A 14,849-nucleotide genomic window follows, 5' to 3' on the forward strand; every position below is an offset into this window, starting at 1 on the left:
CGCAAGAAATCCGGCTGATTCCAGCCCGGCCGACGGCGCGCATCGACGCGCCGTTCGTTTGTTTCCCACCGATCCGATCGCTGCAGCACAACACGTGCTGCCCTGCGGCATGATCAAGCCTCTGGAAGAACCGCCATGAGCCAATCCGCTCTGCCCAAGCGTGTCGCACTGGTCACCGGCGGCATCGGTGGCCTCGGTACGGAAATCTGCCGCCAGCTGGCCCAGGCCGGCCGCCGGGTGATCGCGCTGGACCTCGCTTCACGCGAAGACCGCGTGGCCGCATTCCACGCTGAAACCTCCGATTTCGGCGATGCCATCGCGTTCGAGCCGGCCGACGTCAGCGACTTCGACAGCTGCCAGCAACTGGTCGAACGCATCGAGCAACGTCACGGCAGCATCGACGTGCTGGTCAATGCCGCCGGCATCACCCGCGACGCCAGCCTGCGCAAGATGACGCCGCGGCAATGGCACGAACTGATGCGGGTGAACCTGGACGGCGTGTTCAACATGTGCCGCAACGTGGTCGAGGGCATGACCGCGCGCGGCTTCGGCCGCATCGTCAACATCAGCTCGGTCAACGGCCAGACCGGTCAGTTCGGCCAGACCAACTACTCCGCCGCCAAGGCCGGTGTGCACGCCTTCGGCATGGCGCTGGCACGCGAGACCGCGCGCAAGGGCGTCACCGTCAACACCGTTTCGCCCGGTTACTGCGACACCCCGATGGTCGCCGCCGTCTCCGCCGAAATCCGCGCCCAGATCGTTGCCGACATCCCGATCGGCCGGCTCGGTTCGCCCGCCGACATCGCCCGCGCCGTCGCCTTCCTCAGCGCCGATGACGCCGGCTACATCACCGGTGCCAACCTGCCGGTCAACGGCGGCTATTTCATGAGCTTCTGAGTACCGCGCCGCCCGTGCGGCAGCAGCCGGCCCGCAAACCGGAAACCCCAAACAGCGCACGTGGCCCCACGCCAGCGACCGACGGGTCAATGCACCAGCTGGTTGATTTCCATGATCGGCAGCAGTATGGCCATGACGATCACCAGCACGACGCCACCCATGACCAGGATCATGACCGGCTCGAGCAAGGTCAGCAGCACCGCCAGGCGTCGTTCGAGCGTCTGTGTTTCGAGTTGCGCCGCGCGTTCGAGCATGTGCTCGAGCTTGCCGCTGGCTTCGCCGCTACCCACCAGGTGAATCATCAGCGGCGGAAAGATGTGCGTCGTACCCAACGCCCGTGCCAGGGTGTCGCCTTCGCGCACGCGTTCGATGGCGGCCTTGATGCCGGTTTGCATGACCAGGTTGGACATCGCGTTGGCGCCGTAATCAAGCGCCGCCAGCAGTGGCACGCCACCGCCGACGAGGATGGCCAGCGTACTGGCGAAGCGTGAGGTGTTCAGACCCCGGATGACCAGCCCGAGCCACGGCAGGCGCAGCACGCAAGCGTGCCAGCGGCGCCGGTAGCGATCGTGCCGGAGCGCGGCGCGCGCACCGATCGCGGCGCAGATGCCGGCGGCGACCAGGTAAAGCCCGGCGCCGCGCAGGAAATCGGAGACCGCGATCAGGGCACGAGTGAGCAGCGGCAGGCTTTGTCGCGACTGCTGAAAAACCTGCACGATCTGCGGCACGACATAAACCAGCAACCCGGTCACCACGCAGATGGCCACGAAGGTCACCAAGCCCGGATACAGCAACGCGAGGCTGGTCTTCTGATGCAGCGACTGGCGTGCATCCAGATAGTCGGCCAGATGCTGCAGCACGTTCGGCAAGGCCCCCGATTCCTCGCCACCACGCACCAGTGCCCGGTAATAGTCGGGGAAGTTGCGGCCGTACACGCCCAGCGCGGCGGCAAGCGACAGCCCGGTGGTGACTTCGGATTTGACGCCACCCAGCACCTCCCGCGTTTTCGGGGCCGAGACTTCCTCGATCAACGCGGTCAGTGCGTGCTCCATGGTCAGACCGGATGCCAGCAGGGTCGCCAGCTGGCGCGTCAACAGGCTCAGCTCGGCCGCGGGGATACCGCGTGACCAGAGTTGCGTCGCACGTTCCCGGTTGCGGACGCGGTCGACGCGCTCCGGGTACAAGCCACGCGCGCGCAACTGCGTGCGCGCCTGACGTGGCGAATCAGCCTGCACTACGCCGGACTTGGCGCGTCCCGCGAGGTCGAGTGCCTGGTAGCGGAATGCCTCCATCACATCACCGCGCGCGGGTGACGCGCAGCACTTCTTCGAGACCCACCACGCCCTTGGCGGCCAGCCGCATGCCGTCCTCGCGCAACGACCCCATGCCACAGGCACTGGCGTGCTCGCGCAGCGTCTGTTCGTCGACGCGGTCATGAATGAGCCGGCGCAAATCATCATTGACCATGAGCAATTCGTAGATGCCGGTGCGCCCCTTGTAGCCGGAGCGGTTGCAGGCGGGGCATCCGCGCGATGCATGGAAGCTGCCCGCAGCGGACGTCAGTCCGAGGCTGTGCAGTTGCATGGCGTCGGCAGCGAGTGGCGTGCGACATGCCAGACACAGTTTGCGCACCAGTCGCTGCGCGCCGATGCCGATCAGGCTGGACGCCAGCAGAAAGGGTTCAACGCCCATGTCGACCAGGCGGGTAACGGCGCTCACCGCGTCGTTGGTGTGCAGCGTAGTGAGCACCAGATGGCCGGTAAGACTGGCCTGGATGGCGATCTGCGCGCTCTCCAGGTCGCGGATCTCGCCAATCATGATCACGTCCGGGTCCTGCCGCAGGATGGTGCGCAAGGCCCGCGCGAACGTCATGTCGATGCGGCTGTTGGTCTGCGTCTGGTTGATGCCGTCGAGGTCGTATTCGATCGGGTCCTCGACCGTCATGATGTTGAGCGCCTTGGGGTCCAGTCGCGACAGCGCGGCGTACAACGTGGTGGTCTTGCCGGAGCCGGTAGGGCCGGTCATCAGGATGATGCCGTGCGGCTCGCGGATCAGCGTATCCATCTGCGCCAGGGCGGCGGGATCCATGCCCAGGGCCGACAGATCAAGCCGTCCGGCCTGCTTGTCCAGCAGGCGCAGCACCACACGCTCGCCGTGCCCGGTGGGAATCGTCGACACGCGAACGTCGATCGGCTTGCCGGCCGCACGCAGCGCAATGCGGCCGTCCTGCGGCAGGCGTTTTTCCGCTATGTCGAGCTGCGCCATGATTTTCACGCGCGACACGATGGCTGTGTGCAGCGCGCGCGCCGGCTCGATCAGGTCGCGCAGCACGCCGTCGATGCGCAGGCGCACCACCGAGCGCGATTCGAACGGCTCGATATGAATGTCCGACGCCCCCTCGCGCAGCGCCTGGGTCAGCAGCGCGTTGATCAGCCGGATCAGCGGCGCGTCGTTCTGGCTGTCCAGCAGATCCTCGACTCGCGGAATTTCCTGCAGCAAACGGGACAGGTCCAGGTCTTGCGCCAGGTCATCCGCCAGCGCAGCCGCGCCTTCGCCAGCGCCGTTGTACAGCGTGGCGATGCGCTCGTCGAACTCGCCGGAACTGACGCGTTGCGCGCGAACCGGCACGCCCAGAATGCGGCGAAGCTCGGCCAGCGCGGCCGCCGACGCGCCGTTGCGCACGACGGCTTCGGCGACGCCTTCGCCCAGTCCGATGACCGCTACGCCATTGGCTTTCGCAAACGCGTACGGCACGGGTGGTTTGCTCAGCACGGCGAGATCACTGCCGGCTGCCGGCCGCAGCCGGCGGAGCCGGAAGGCTCGGCAACAGCGGCAGCGGATCGCTGCCATGGACCGCGCCACGCACCGGCTCGGCGTGGATCTGCTGGCCACGAATATAGTCGTAGCGTTCGCTGCTCACCGCATCGGCACGCTGCGCGTCACTCAAGACCGTCGGGCGCAGGAACACCATCAGATTGGTCTTGGTGCGCGAGTGGTTGTTGTAACGGAAAAGCCCACCCAGCAGCGGGAGATTCCCCAGCACCGGTACCTTGGAAACGCCACCATTGACGGCATCCTGGATCAGGCCACCCAGCACGATGATCTGCCCGTCGTTGACGAGGACGGTGGATTCGATCGAGCGCGTGTTGGTGATCACCCCGGCGGGGTTGGCGGTGTCGGCAACACTCGACACTTCCTGGTAGATCTGCAGCCGCACGACGCCGCCTTCGGAGATTTGCGGACGGATTTTCAGGGTCAGTCCGACATCCTTGCGCTCGATGGTCTGGAACGGCGATGGCGTGGTCGCCGAGCCCGAGACCGCGTACTGGCCGGTGATGAACGGCACGTTCTGGCCCACCACGATCTTCGCCTCCTCGTTGTCGAGGGTGAGCAGCGTCGGCGTCGACAGGATGTTGGCGTTGCTGTCCGTTTCCAGCGCACGCGCGAGCAGGCCCAGGTTCAGGATCTGCACCCCACCGATCGTCACGGTGCCGCGCATCGTGCCGATGTTCAGGCCGGGGCCGGCGCTGGCCGGGTTTTGCGCAATCCCGATGATGTTCTGCCCGGCGCCGCCGAAGTTGGTGCCGCCGAATACCTGCGTGCCCGCCTTGCCGATGCCGCCGAGGTCCTGCCACTGGATACCGAACTCGCCCGCCTTGCTCGCGGTGAGTTCGACGATCAGCGCCTCGACGTAGACTTGCAAGCGTCGCGCGTCGAGCTTTTCCACGACAGCGCGCAGGTTGTTGTAGAGCGCATCGGGCGCCGTGATGATGATCGAGTTGGTGGCCGCATCCGCCTGGATGATGCCTGGCACAGTCTCGGTGGCGGACTGTGCCGTTGCGTCGCCCAGCATCGGCTCCCTGCCGCTCCCTGCCGCCGTCTGCGTTCCGCTGCCGGTGTTGGCCATCGGACTCGATGCCGTCGTCTCTGCTGGCGCGCTCGCACCGAATGCCTGCGCCGACGACGCTGCGCTACCCGAATGGATGCCGCGCAAGGTTGCGGCGAGCTTCACCGCCTCCGCATTCTTCAAATAGATCACGTGCACGTTGCCGGCGGCACTGGTCGGTGAGTCGAGCATGGCCGCAAATTGCCGAATCTGTGCCAGCCGTGCGGGGTCTTCTGCGCGCACCAGCAGGCTGTTGGAACGCGCATCGGCGATCACGACCAGGCGCTGGGTCGGGTCGGCTCCCTGCAGCGTCTGCACCGCTTGCGGCGGCGCCGCGAACAGCCGATTGATGGTCTGTGCTGCATCCAGCGCAGAAGCGTAATGCAGGACGATCATCGCCGAACCGGCACCGTCCGGCTGATCGATTGCCGCGATGATACCCGCCAGCCGCTGCAGGTTGCTGGCGTAGTCGGTGACGATCAGCGTGTTGCTGTTCTGCAGCGCGGTGATCGTGTTGTTCGGTGCCACCAGCGGGCGCAACGTCGGCACCAGTTGTACTGCCGACTGGTGGGTCAGCGTGAATACCCGCGTCTGTATTCCGTCGCTGCCCGCGCGCTGGCCGTCCACGTCGTTGCGATGCAGCTTCGCGTCCGCTTCCGGCAGGATCTTGACCAGGCCGTGGCCCTCGACTGCCGTGAAACCTTGCAGGCGCAGCGCCGACAGAAAGACGTCATACACGTTGGCGCGCGCCACCGGTTGCGCCGAGATGATGTTGACGGTGCCCTTGACGCGCGGATCGATCACGAAATTCTTGCCGGTGATCTGCGCCATCGCCTTCACCACGCCCTCGATATCCGCGTTGACGAAGTTGAGCGTGACCGTGTTGTCCGCTGCCGAATTTTCCGTTGCCGGCACAGCAGCCAGCGACTGCGGCACATACATGCAAAACAGTGCGGCAGCGACGCAGGCAACCTGCAGCCAGTGATGTTTCATGCGTGTCGGCATGGAGAAAAAGATGGCCTGTGAATATTCATCGGGCTGGATTGTCCGGTGTAGTGGCGGGAGTCTGGGCCGGGTGCGGCCAGACCAGCGTTTCACGCGATCCATTGCGTTGCAGGATCACTCGTTGCGGAAGCACTCTTTCGACATGTATGCCGGGTGCGAGGTCTCCGCCAGCGCGCACCACACGGGTTTCCCTGGCGTCGAGTTGCAACAGCGCGTAACCGGAGCCTTCCGGCTGGCCGGCGATGACACCCAGCAACTTGACCGCCAGCCCGGTCGGCGCATCAGCATGCGCATCACCCTGCACCACGCCGAACAAGTTGCCCGCGGCGGCCAGATGAGCGGGCGGCGCGGGGATCTCCATGGCCCGCGGCAGCGGTGAGGGTGCACACCACGCCCAGGTCCAGTACGCCAGCACGAAACCAAGCAATGACAACGCGATGGCTTTCGACGCGGAAGCGATCACCGTTTGCGCAATGTCCGATCGTCCCGACGACATGTCTCTATTCCCTCTCTGTGCATGGGTTGGATGGTCGCGGGAAGAGCCGGGTTCCCGCGTCGATGGTTGGTCAGGGCTCTTTCAGCCCTCCAGGGGACAAGGCGCCGCCAAGTGGCGGGCCGAGCTGAAGCACAAAGTCACCGTCGCCACGTTCGACGGCAATCAGGCTCAACAGCGGTGTCAATTGCGATCGATAGCGAGCATCGACCCGCGCGGTGGCAGAAAGCCCCAGCGCGCCGCTGCCGCGCCACGAGCCATGACCATCCAGGCGCAATGGGCCGTTGAGGGTGCGCAGCGTCGCGCTCAATGCACCGGCAACGCTGTTGAAACGAAGTTCGTAGCTGCCCAGCGGCGCAACCGCGGTCACCGCAGAGCTGGCGTCCTTCCATGTCACCACGGCGTCGGCCGAGAGGGCTTCACCAACGCGCGAGAACTTCGCGATGTGGAAGACGAGCTCGCCACGCGGGCCGAGCGCTGCCATCTGGGGCATCGCCACACCGAGGGCACTGGCGGGCAACGAGAAGTCGGCACCGGACAGCTCGATCCCGCGCATCGACAGGCGCACCGGGAAAGCTTCTCCGGCGTGGTCGATGGCGACGGCGAAGTCGAGACGTCCACGCCACAGCGCATGCGTCTGCAGAGACCAGGACAGATCCTTGCCGACGGCGTGACCGGTCTCGTCACGAACCTCCAGCACCCCATCGCCGGACCACAACGTGCCGCGCGCCTGCGCCAGACGCAGTCGTCCCTCGGTGGCGTGTCGCAGGCCGACATCGAGCAACGTTGCCGGCGCCAGCGCAATCAGGAACAGCACGCCGGCACCGAGCACCACGCAGGTGCCGGCGATGATGCCTCGCCATGTGCGCCCGCGCTTCACCGCTGTGGCCGCTCGAGAGTAGTGGTCACGCTGACCTGCCCGTCTGCGGACTGCGCTTCGATCCGTACTGCGGCCAGGCGCAGGTGCTGGGCCTGCATGCTGTCCGCCCACGTCAGCCAGTCGGCGAACGCGACACTGCCGAATACGAGCTTCACATGGTCCGCGTCCACAAGCTCCACGCTCACCAGCGCGCGAGTCAGCCCGCCGGCGTCCACCTGCAGTTGCACAAGCTGACGCAGGTCCGTCGCCGACGACGGCGGCTTCGGCATCGCACGCAGACGGATGATCTCGTCTGCTTGCCCACTCTGATGGGTTGCTTGCTCGCGCAGCTGGGTAACCGCCGGGATCAGCTGACGGCGCGCATGCGTGGTTACCTGCAGCAGCCATGCGTAAAGCACGAGGCCAAGCCCAAGCGCCACCACGACGATCACCCGGCGCTCCTGCGGGGAACGCGATGCCCACCACTGGCGAAACACGTGCTTCATGGCGACCTCAGCGTCAGCGTGAGCGTGTCGTGACCGGGACGGCGCGCGGTTTGCGGAACTTCGAAGTCGAATCCGGCCTGGCTCAGGCGACCTTCGATCTGGCGCGCGAGCGTGTTGCCCGGATCCATGAACTCCAGCGTCAGGCGTCCGTCCTCGTACGACAGTGCGTGCAGCTTCGCGCCCTGCACGCCGGACAGTGCGGCAACGGCCTTGCCGAGCATGACCGGAAAATCACCGGCGTCCGATTGGCCGGCGGCGTGCCGCGCGTGGGCCAGTTGGCGACGCGTTTGCAGAACCGGATCGGCCACCGCGACGGCGACCGGGAACAGCGCGCGAAAGCGCGCCTCCATCTGCGCGTGCAACTGGCGCTGCTCGCCCCCCAACCGCACGCGATCAGTCAGCAGCGCGATCGAGTGCAACGCCAGCGCGGCCAGCAGAATCCAGCCGACGGAACGCCAGCGCGCGACTGCGGCAGGCGACGGACGCCAGTGGTGCTGGCCGCCCTGACTGACCCGGGGCCCGGTCATCGCCGGCGCGATGCGCCAGTCGTGCGCCGGCGCGAGGCGGAGATTGACGCCCAGACTGCGTTCCCATGCGTCGAGGTCGGGCTGGGCGGCGGGAGTGGCTGGATGAAGGGCGATCGACGTGGGCACCGCATCGCGTGTCCGCGCCTCTTCAAGCAGCAGTTGCAGCGCCAGCGGCGGTGTCTGCCGATCGCCGCAATCGGTGGCGCCGCCTTCGAACTCGCCGGTGCGCACATAACCGTCCTGCCCGTTCCAGGCCAGACTCCATTCGCCGCGTCGGATCGGCAGGGTCAGCGTCTCGCAGTACACGCCGTCGACGTGGAGGCCGATGGCGCCCAGCGCGTCGATCCAGCCCCGCAGCTGCTGCCGGTTGAAGGCCACAAGCACGTCGTCGCCATCCACCTGGCTCAGCCAGCCGACCTGATTGGCGTCCGGGTCGGAGGCCATCTTCTCTTCGGCCGCATAGGCCAGCAGCGCCGTGGACCGACGCTTGCCTGCCGCCGGCAGTTGCGCCCGCACGAGCAGCACCTGACTGGCGGCAAGCACCAACTGGACGCGTGTGGCACCTTGCGGCAATTGTGCCAGCGCGCCCTCACCCGGCTGGATACCGCCATGGTCATCGAGCAGCACCCACCCGCATGTCGTGGGTGCCGTGGCCAGCGGGCAGAAAATGCGCAGCACGCTCATCGGGTTTTCCGCCACACCACTTCGGGCCAGTGCGTCGCGTCGGTCCGCGCCAGCAGCAGCTGGCCGCGGGCCAGCGTCTTGCCGTAGGTCACCCGCAAGGTGACCAGAAAGTAGTCGCTGCCAACCCGGATGTCCGACTCGGGCACGGTCGCGTTCCGGCCGAGCTGACTCAGGAAGTCGGCGTTGTTGCGATAGAACATGCCACTGCGGGCCGCGACCAGCAGTCGTGCCGAGTCGAGATCCAGACCGTCGACCACGGCAGCGAGAACCTCGGCGGAAGCCGTGTTCACGTTGAGTGCGGTGGTTGTCGGCAACGCCGTCACGAAAGGCGCCAGTCGCGCGCGAACGTCCGGGTCGAACCCGCGCACCAGCGCCAGCTCATCCAGATCAATCAGCGGCCGGTTCGCGGTGAGATAGGGATGACCGAGTGCAGCGTAGTACGCATCCTCCGCTCCGCCCGCCGGTTGCGCCACGCCATCGGCGTCGATCCAGTCGGCGAGCGCATCCGCCAACGCCGCAGGCAGACCGAGGATCGACAACAGGCGTTGGAAATGCGCGTACTGCACGACGTCAAGCTTGCCGTTCTGCACCAGATTATTGAGATTGAAGAGGCCTTGCTGATCGTCGATGTGACCTGCGAGCTCGCCGTTCTCGAACGGCATCGGGGGCAGACGCAACGCCCAGGGTTCACCGGGATAGTCAACCTCGCCGCTGGCACGGCGGTCGTCGTAAAGCATGGCGCGGGTCCAGTCGCCGCCGGCGATAACCAACTCCTCCGCCTGGACGTGGTCGGCGGTCAGTCCGGACTGGCGCGACCACGTGCTCAACGCCACCAGCATCGCTGCGGCCGCCACCGCCGCAAACGCCATGATGGCCATCGCCATCAGCAAGGCTGCGCCGTGCGCATGGCGATTCACGAGTGCACCGCAAAGACGCGCACCACGGTTTCGCCCGAATCGAGGATCAATTCCAGACGCACGGCCAGCGGCAGCGGTGGATCACTCGACGCCATCGGCCAGGCGCTGTTCCAGGTGAGCGCGGGGCCAAGGTATTGCAGGCGCAGACGCTTCACGCCATCGAGCACCACGTAACGGGCTGCCAGCGTGCTGGCGGTGCGGTCGAGCGCCGGCCAGATCCACAATTCAATCTGGTGAGCGCCATTGATGCCGTAGCCGACACGATACGGCGTGTCGGCTTCGCCCGTTCCGGCAAAGCGGGTGAACTCCAGCAACGGCGCCTGCACCGCGTCGGGTTGGCCGAGCCAGGCCGGCAAGCTGACGGGCTGGCCACGCACGCGACGTGGCACCGCAAGTCGCACGTCGCGTTCGAAACGCGTGAAGAACGACGCCGCATGCCGCCACTGCGCAGATTCGGTCTGGATGCGGTCACGCGACGCCATGACCACGCCGAGTCCGCGATAGGCCATCAGGGAGAGCAGCGAAAGCACCAGTAGCGCCGTCAGCAATTCGATCAAGGTGAACCCGTCGGCTGGGCGAAATCGACCGGTGTTCACGGCGCGTGCCCCGCAGGATTCACCACGAAGCCCGCGACATGGGCGAGGAAATGCGCTGGTTGCGGCGGCGCGAATACATAGACGTCAACGCGGCGAAAGGCCGGGTTCGGCGTGCTGGATACTTCCTCGCGCCAACCGAGTTCGATACTCCCCTGACGCTGGGTGCCCGTCAGTACACCGACCGCCAGCCAGTCACCGCGTGCGTGATGTTCGGCCAGACGATCCGCCGCGACCCAGCCGGCAAACAGCCGCACACGCAGTTCATCGACATGGCTCGTGCTCTGCGTCGCGACCCGGAGCGCGGCGAGCAGCGACACCGCGACGATCGTCATCGCGACGAGCACCTCGACCAGGGTGAATCCGATCGACTTATCGCGCGGCCATGTCGTCACGGGCTTCCCCCTGCCTGGGCGCTATCCGCAGATCGCCGATCGGTGAGGCAGCGATGCCGTAGCCGTCCGAACCGAGCGCCAGATCCATCGAGAATGCCGCCATCAAACCGTCGGACGGAAACTCCAGACGCAAATCCGGCTGCGTCCTTCCGGCCTCGTTGCGCAGCTGCGAGATCACGATGCCGTCTGACAGAGTGCGCGCGCGCAACAGATCATCATCGCGGATCTCCGACCAGGCCTGGTCACGGCCCTGACGCCAGAACCGATACCGATGACCATCGGACGTCCACGCGATGGCGGTGCCGGTGATCTGCGCTTCCTGCGCCGCAAGTTCCATGAGTTGCGCCAGCCGCCCGGCCTCGACGCGCAACAGGTCGCGATTGCGCGGCTGCAACCTGGCGCTCACCGTTCCGACCAGGATGCCGATGATCAAAACCACGACCAGCATCTCCATCAGTGTGAAGCCGCCGGCATGCGCCGGGTGATCGCCTCGTATCCGGGCGCAGGCCTCTCTCACAACATCCACGAACCAATGTCGGCAGCGTTGCCTTCGCCGCCTGCCGCACCATCGGCGCCCAGCCCGTAGACATCAATTTCCCCATGCACACCCGGGTTCAGATACTGATAGGGGTGGCCCCAGGGGTCCTTGGGCAGACGTCCGACATAGCCCTCGGGCTTCCAGTTCGGCGGGATCGGATCGGACTCCGGCCGGGTCACCAACGCCTGCAATCCCTGTTCGGTCGTCGGGTAGCGCTGGTTGTCCAGCCGATACAGCTGCAAGGCCTGCATCAAGCTGGCCACGTCCTGTCGTGACGCGGTCGCCCGCGCCTCGTCCGGTCGGCTCATCACTTTCGGCACAACCAACGCCGCAAGGATGCCGAGTATGACCACAACCACCATCACTTCGAGCAGGGTGAAACCACGTTGAGATGAAACGCGAAATGGCATGGTGGCATCACCCAGGAATGTGCGCGGCGAAGAAAATCAGGTACCGCTGCGCAATGCGGATCGGTTGATTGCGGCGTCGATACCGTCGGAGCGGCCAACACGAGCGGGCCTTCGAAGTTGAGATGCAAGTCGGTGCTCGCAGGTTCCGCCTGCTTCGTGCGAACACCTCGACTCGGCTCACGAACGTTTCGTCGGCCGCATGAATTTTCTCGTCGATCGCCGCGACGACGGGAACCTTCCGCAAGCTGTTGCGTCGGTTGATGGACGGGCGCTGATATCCGGCATCCGGTCAAGTCAGGTGCCGTTATCGCGCATCGGGCAACGCGTTCGTCGACACGTCAAGAGGGATTCGAGTGTGGGTTTGTGCCGGCTGGCAGGGAGACCTGTGGCCGTAAAAATCAGACCGGCAGAAAAATCAGACCGGCAGAGCGTTTCGTTTTGACTTTCGGCATTCAACGAAGAGGAAAACACATGAGCACGTTCATACGCAGAAAATGGTTGCCAGTCACCGTGTCCCTTGCGCTCGGCGTGAGCCTCGCCGGTTGCGGCAGTTCCGGTCACAATAACGCGCCCGCCCCGCCGCAGGCAGCACCGGCCCCGACCGTGGTCTCCACCACGCCAGCCAACGCCGCCACCGGCGTCTTGAACACTGCGGAGGTCAGCGCAACATTCGATCAGGCGATGGATCCGGCAACGCTGAAGAGCGCCAACTTCAGCGTGAACTGCCCCACCGGCGCGGAGCCCTTTGGATCGGTCACCTATGACGCGACCACCAAAAAAGCCACGTTCGTGCGCATCGCCGAATCGCCCACCAACCCTGCACAGTCCGAGGTCGCCGAGCCGATGCCGGCAAACGTCACCTGCACGGCGACGATCAGCACGGCCGTCAAGGGTTCCGCGGGAGTGGCCCTGGCCAAGGATGTCGTATGGACGTTCTCGACCGTCACCGACACTGCGTTTCTTGATGAGGGCAAAAACATCTTCCGGTTCGACACGTTCGGCGACGAGACAACGTGGACCGACACGTTGAAAATGAACGATGTCATCGCTGCGGCCGTCGATCCGACCACGGCCTTGTCCGTTGGCCTGAAGGTGGACGCCGAAGCGCTGCCACCGGCTGTGGTGGCGGGCATCCAGGATGGCAGCATCAGCTTGACCAGCCCCGACACGACGCTGGCGCTGATCAGCCTCGACGCCGTGGTGGGCATCAAGGGCACGGTGGAGACGGTCAATGGCAAGAGCACGCTGACCCGCGTCGGCATCACCTGCGCGTTGTGCCACTCCACCGTCGACAATTCCTTTGCGCCCGGCATCGGCAAGCGACTCGACGGATGGCCCAACCGCGACCTGAACCCGGGCGCGATCATTGCCCTGTCGCCTGCGTTGACAACGGCGCAAAAAGCGGTCTACAACTCGTGGGGTCCGGGCATGTATGACCCGCGCTACAACCAGGATGGCATCAATGGGCCGCAGGTGATTTCGCCAGCGTACGGGTTGCAGAACATCCATAAAATCATCGCGACCGGCGACGGCGACGATCTGGCCTACTGGAACCGGTACGTCAGCGTGACCCAGATGGGTGGGCACGGCAATTTCACCGATACACGCATTGGCAGCAATGGCATCGACATCACCAATGGCACTGACGACCTGGTGACCGCAAAGCTGCCGGCGCTGCAGGCTTATCAGCTATCGATCGCGGCACCGGCAGCACCGGCCGGCAGCTTCGACACGGCGGCCGCAGCGCGCGGCAAAGTGCTCTTCGAAGGCAAGGCGGGATGCACCAGCTGCCACAGTGGTCCGGAGTTCACCGACGCCAACACGCGCCTGCACGACCCGAGCGAAGTCGCCAGCGAGCCGGAGGCTGCCGGCGTGCCGAGTTATGCCTCGCGCACCGCGACCAAAAAGTACCGCACAGCTCCGCTGAAGGGCGTCTGGCAGCACCCGCCGTACTTCCACAACGGCTCGGCGGCCACGCTCGAAGACGTGGTGGCGAAGTACAACACGAAGAAGTCGCTGGGGCTGACCAGTGCGGAGATCACCGACGTGGCGCAGTACGTGAAGTCGCTGTAGTGCATCTGTGATGGGTGAAGCGAGGCAGCGGCAACCTGCACGCAGGTTGCCGCTGCCATCGACGCTCGCCGCTACCGGCAACACGTCAGGTCAATCGTTCGTGTCGCTGCTTTCTTCCACGGCAAGCCAGGCCATCAGCACCGCCGTCATCCCTGCGCAGCGCATGCCCAGGAACGGAAAGGTGTCGCTCAGCATGGTACCCAGGGTTTCGTCGAGCGATTGGCGCAGCAGACGACGCGCGCGGTGCAGCCGGGTCTTCACGGTCTGCGGCTTGAGAGCGAGGCGAGCAGCAGTTTCTTCCACACTGCACTCTTCAAGTTCACGCAAGCGGTAGACCGCGCGATACGCGCCCGGCAACCGCTCGATGGCGCCTGCGAGCAGCCGATGGATTTCGGCGCGGGCGGCGAGCGACACCGGGTCGCCAGCGCCGACATCGGAGCGCGTCTGGCTCGCCCAGTACGGATCCAGCACCGACGAATCGATCTGGTCCAGCCGAACCATCAGGTGCCGCTTGCGCAACTGGCTGCGTGCCTCGTTGAGCAGGATGCTGAGCAGCCAGGTCCGCAACGGTGCGTCACCACGGAAGGTATCGAGCTTGCGATACGCCCGCAGGAAGGTTTCCTGCACGATGTCCTCGGCTTCCGCGTCGTCGTCGACCACCCCGCGGGCAACCCGGAACAGGAGTCGGCCGAAGCGCTGCATGATGTGCCGGAATGCCTCGTGGTCACCCCGTCCGACCAGCCCGACCAATGCGTTGTCGTCCAGCACGGCATAGTCGATCAACACCGCAATGGCAGACGGAGGCATGGGACCTTGCATGCCCTTTGGATGCAAAAGCGGCCCGGCGGTTCCTAGGTCGACCCTTGCTGCTACCCGCAACCGGCCAGTTTCGTCGGCCGCTCCAGTGCATCCTGCGTCCGCGGCACTCGTCCATCCATGGACAGCGCTGGCTAAGAAATATGGGCATTGACCCGGACTAGGTGTGGCCGTAGTTTCCTGCGATCCGGTCGCCCATCTGTCCTGGGGGGGACTTCTCGCGCGCCGGACCGCAAGACGCACCCAGCCG

15 protein-coding genes are annotated in these 14,849 nt (G+C 65.6%); 2 read left to right on the top strand and 13 right to left on the bottom strand.

Features of this window, described 5'->3' with window-relative positions; genetic code table 11:
* Positions 1 to 135: 135 nt before the first annotated feature.
* Complete coding sequence (phbB, locus tag ABD024_RS09810) at positions 136 to 897, top strand: acetoacetyl-CoA reductase (protein ID WP_343852064.1); 762 nt, start codon at positions 136 to 138, stop codon at positions 895 to 897.
* Between the two features lie 86 nt (positions 898 to 983).
* Here the strand turns inward: phbB and gspF are convergent, their stop codons facing one another.
* From gspF to gspG, 12 genes are all read right to left on the bottom strand, one after another.
* Positions 984 to 2,189 (bottom strand): type II secretion system inner membrane protein GspF, encoded by a 1,206-nt coding sequence (gspF, locus tag ABD024_RS09815; protein WP_343852066.1) that lies wholly within the window; start codon positions 2,187 to 2,189, stop codon positions 984 to 986.
* A gap of 4 nt (positions 2,190 to 2,193) precedes the next feature.
* The gene (gspE, locus tag ABD024_RS09820) at positions 2,194 to 3,669 is read right to left on the bottom strand and encodes a type II secretion system ATPase GspE (RefSeq protein ID WP_343852068.1); all 1,476 of its coding nucleotides are present in this window, start codon (positions 3,667 to 3,669) and stop codon (positions 2,194 to 2,196) included.
* A 7-nt stretch (positions 3,670 to 3,676) separates the two neighbouring features.
* Entirely contained in the window at positions 3,677 to 5,776 is a 2,100-nt protein-coding gene (gene gspD, locus ABD024_RS09825) for a type II secretion system secretin GspD (protein ID WP_343852070.1), read from the bottom strand.
* Between the two features lie 37 nt (positions 5,777 to 5,813).
* Positions 5,814 to 6,251: a type II secretion system protein N gene (locus ABD024_RS09830; RefSeq protein ID WP_343852072.1), complete on the bottom strand. Its 438-nt coding sequence runs from the start codon at positions 6,249 to 6,251 to the stop codon at positions 5,814 to 5,816.
* Positions 6,252 to 6,354: 103 nt separating this feature from the next.
* Positions 6,355 to 7,161, bottom strand: coding sequence for a type II secretion system protein N (gene gspN, locus ABD024_RS09835; protein WP_343852075.1), 807 nt, complete (start codon positions 7,159 to 7,161; stop codon positions 6,355 to 6,357).
* Positions 7,158 to 7,646: a type II secretion system protein GspM gene (gene gspM, locus ABD024_RS09840; RefSeq protein WP_343852077.1), complete on the bottom strand. Its 489-nt coding sequence runs from the start codon at positions 7,644 to 7,646 to the stop codon at positions 7,158 to 7,160. The genes gspN and gspM overlap by 4 nt, the downstream gene beginning before the upstream one ends.
* Positions 7,643 to 8,857 (bottom strand): type II secretion system protein GspL, encoded by a 1,215-nt coding sequence (gene gspL / locus ABD024_RS09845; protein ID WP_343852079.1) that lies wholly within the window; start codon positions 8,855 to 8,857, stop codon positions 7,643 to 7,645. Before gspL ends, gspM begins: the two co-directional genes overlap by 4 nt.
* Complete coding sequence (gene gspK, locus ABD024_RS09850; RefSeq protein WP_343852081.1) at positions 8,854 to 9,774, bottom strand: type II secretion system minor pseudopilin GspK; 921 nt, start codon at positions 9,772 to 9,774, stop codon at positions 8,854 to 8,856. The genes gspL and gspK overlap by 4 nt, the downstream gene beginning before the upstream one ends.
* Positions 9,771 to 10,370: a type II secretion system protein GspJ gene (locus tag ABD024_RS09855; protein WP_343852083.1), complete on the bottom strand. Its 600-nt coding sequence runs from the start codon at positions 10,368 to 10,370 to the stop codon at positions 9,771 to 9,773. The genes gspK and ABD024_RS09855 overlap by 4 nt, the downstream gene beginning before the upstream one ends.
* Complete coding sequence (gene gspI / locus ABD024_RS09860) at positions 10,367 to 10,762, bottom strand: type II secretion system minor pseudopilin GspI (protein ID WP_343852085.1); 396 nt, start codon at positions 10,760 to 10,762, stop codon at positions 10,367 to 10,369. Before gspI ends, ABD024_RS09855 begins: the two co-directional genes overlap by 4 nt.
* Complete coding sequence (locus ABD024_RS09865; protein WP_343852087.1) at positions 10,740 to 11,288, bottom strand: GspH/FimT family pseudopilin; 549 nt, start codon at positions 11,286 to 11,288, stop codon at positions 10,740 to 10,742. The genes gspI and ABD024_RS09865 overlap by 23 nt, the downstream gene beginning before the upstream one ends.
* The gene (gene gspG, locus ABD024_RS09870; RefSeq protein ID WP_343852089.1) at positions 11,276 to 11,710 is read right to left on the bottom strand and encodes a type II secretion system major pseudopilin GspG; all 435 of its coding nucleotides are present in this window, start codon (positions 11,708 to 11,710) and stop codon (positions 11,276 to 11,278) included. Before gspG ends, ABD024_RS09865 begins: the two co-directional genes overlap by 13 nt.
* Positions 11,711 to 12,181: 471 nt before the next feature.
* Here gspG and ABD024_RS09875 point away from each other — a divergent pair, with 471 nt between their 5' ends.
* A complete protein-coding gene (locus ABD024_RS09875; RefSeq protein ID WP_343852091.1) occupies positions 12,182 to 13,783 on the top strand; it encodes an Ig-like domain-containing protein in 1,602 nt (533 codons plus the stop codon).
* A 90-nt stretch (positions 13,784 to 13,873) separates the two neighbouring features.
* Here ABD024_RS09875 and ABD024_RS09880 read toward each other — a convergent pair whose 3' ends face one another.
* Complete coding sequence (locus tag ABD024_RS09880) at positions 13,874 to 14,590, bottom strand: RNA polymerase sigma factor (protein ID WP_343852093.1); 717 nt, start codon at positions 14,588 to 14,590, stop codon at positions 13,874 to 13,876.
* Positions 14,591 to 14,849 lie beyond the last annotated feature (259 nt).

It is taken from the genome of Rhodanobacter soli, from assembly GCF_039523495.1.
Lineage (GTDB): Bacteria > Pseudomonadota > Gammaproteobacteria > Xanthomonadales > Rhodanobacteraceae > Rhodanobacter > Rhodanobacter soli.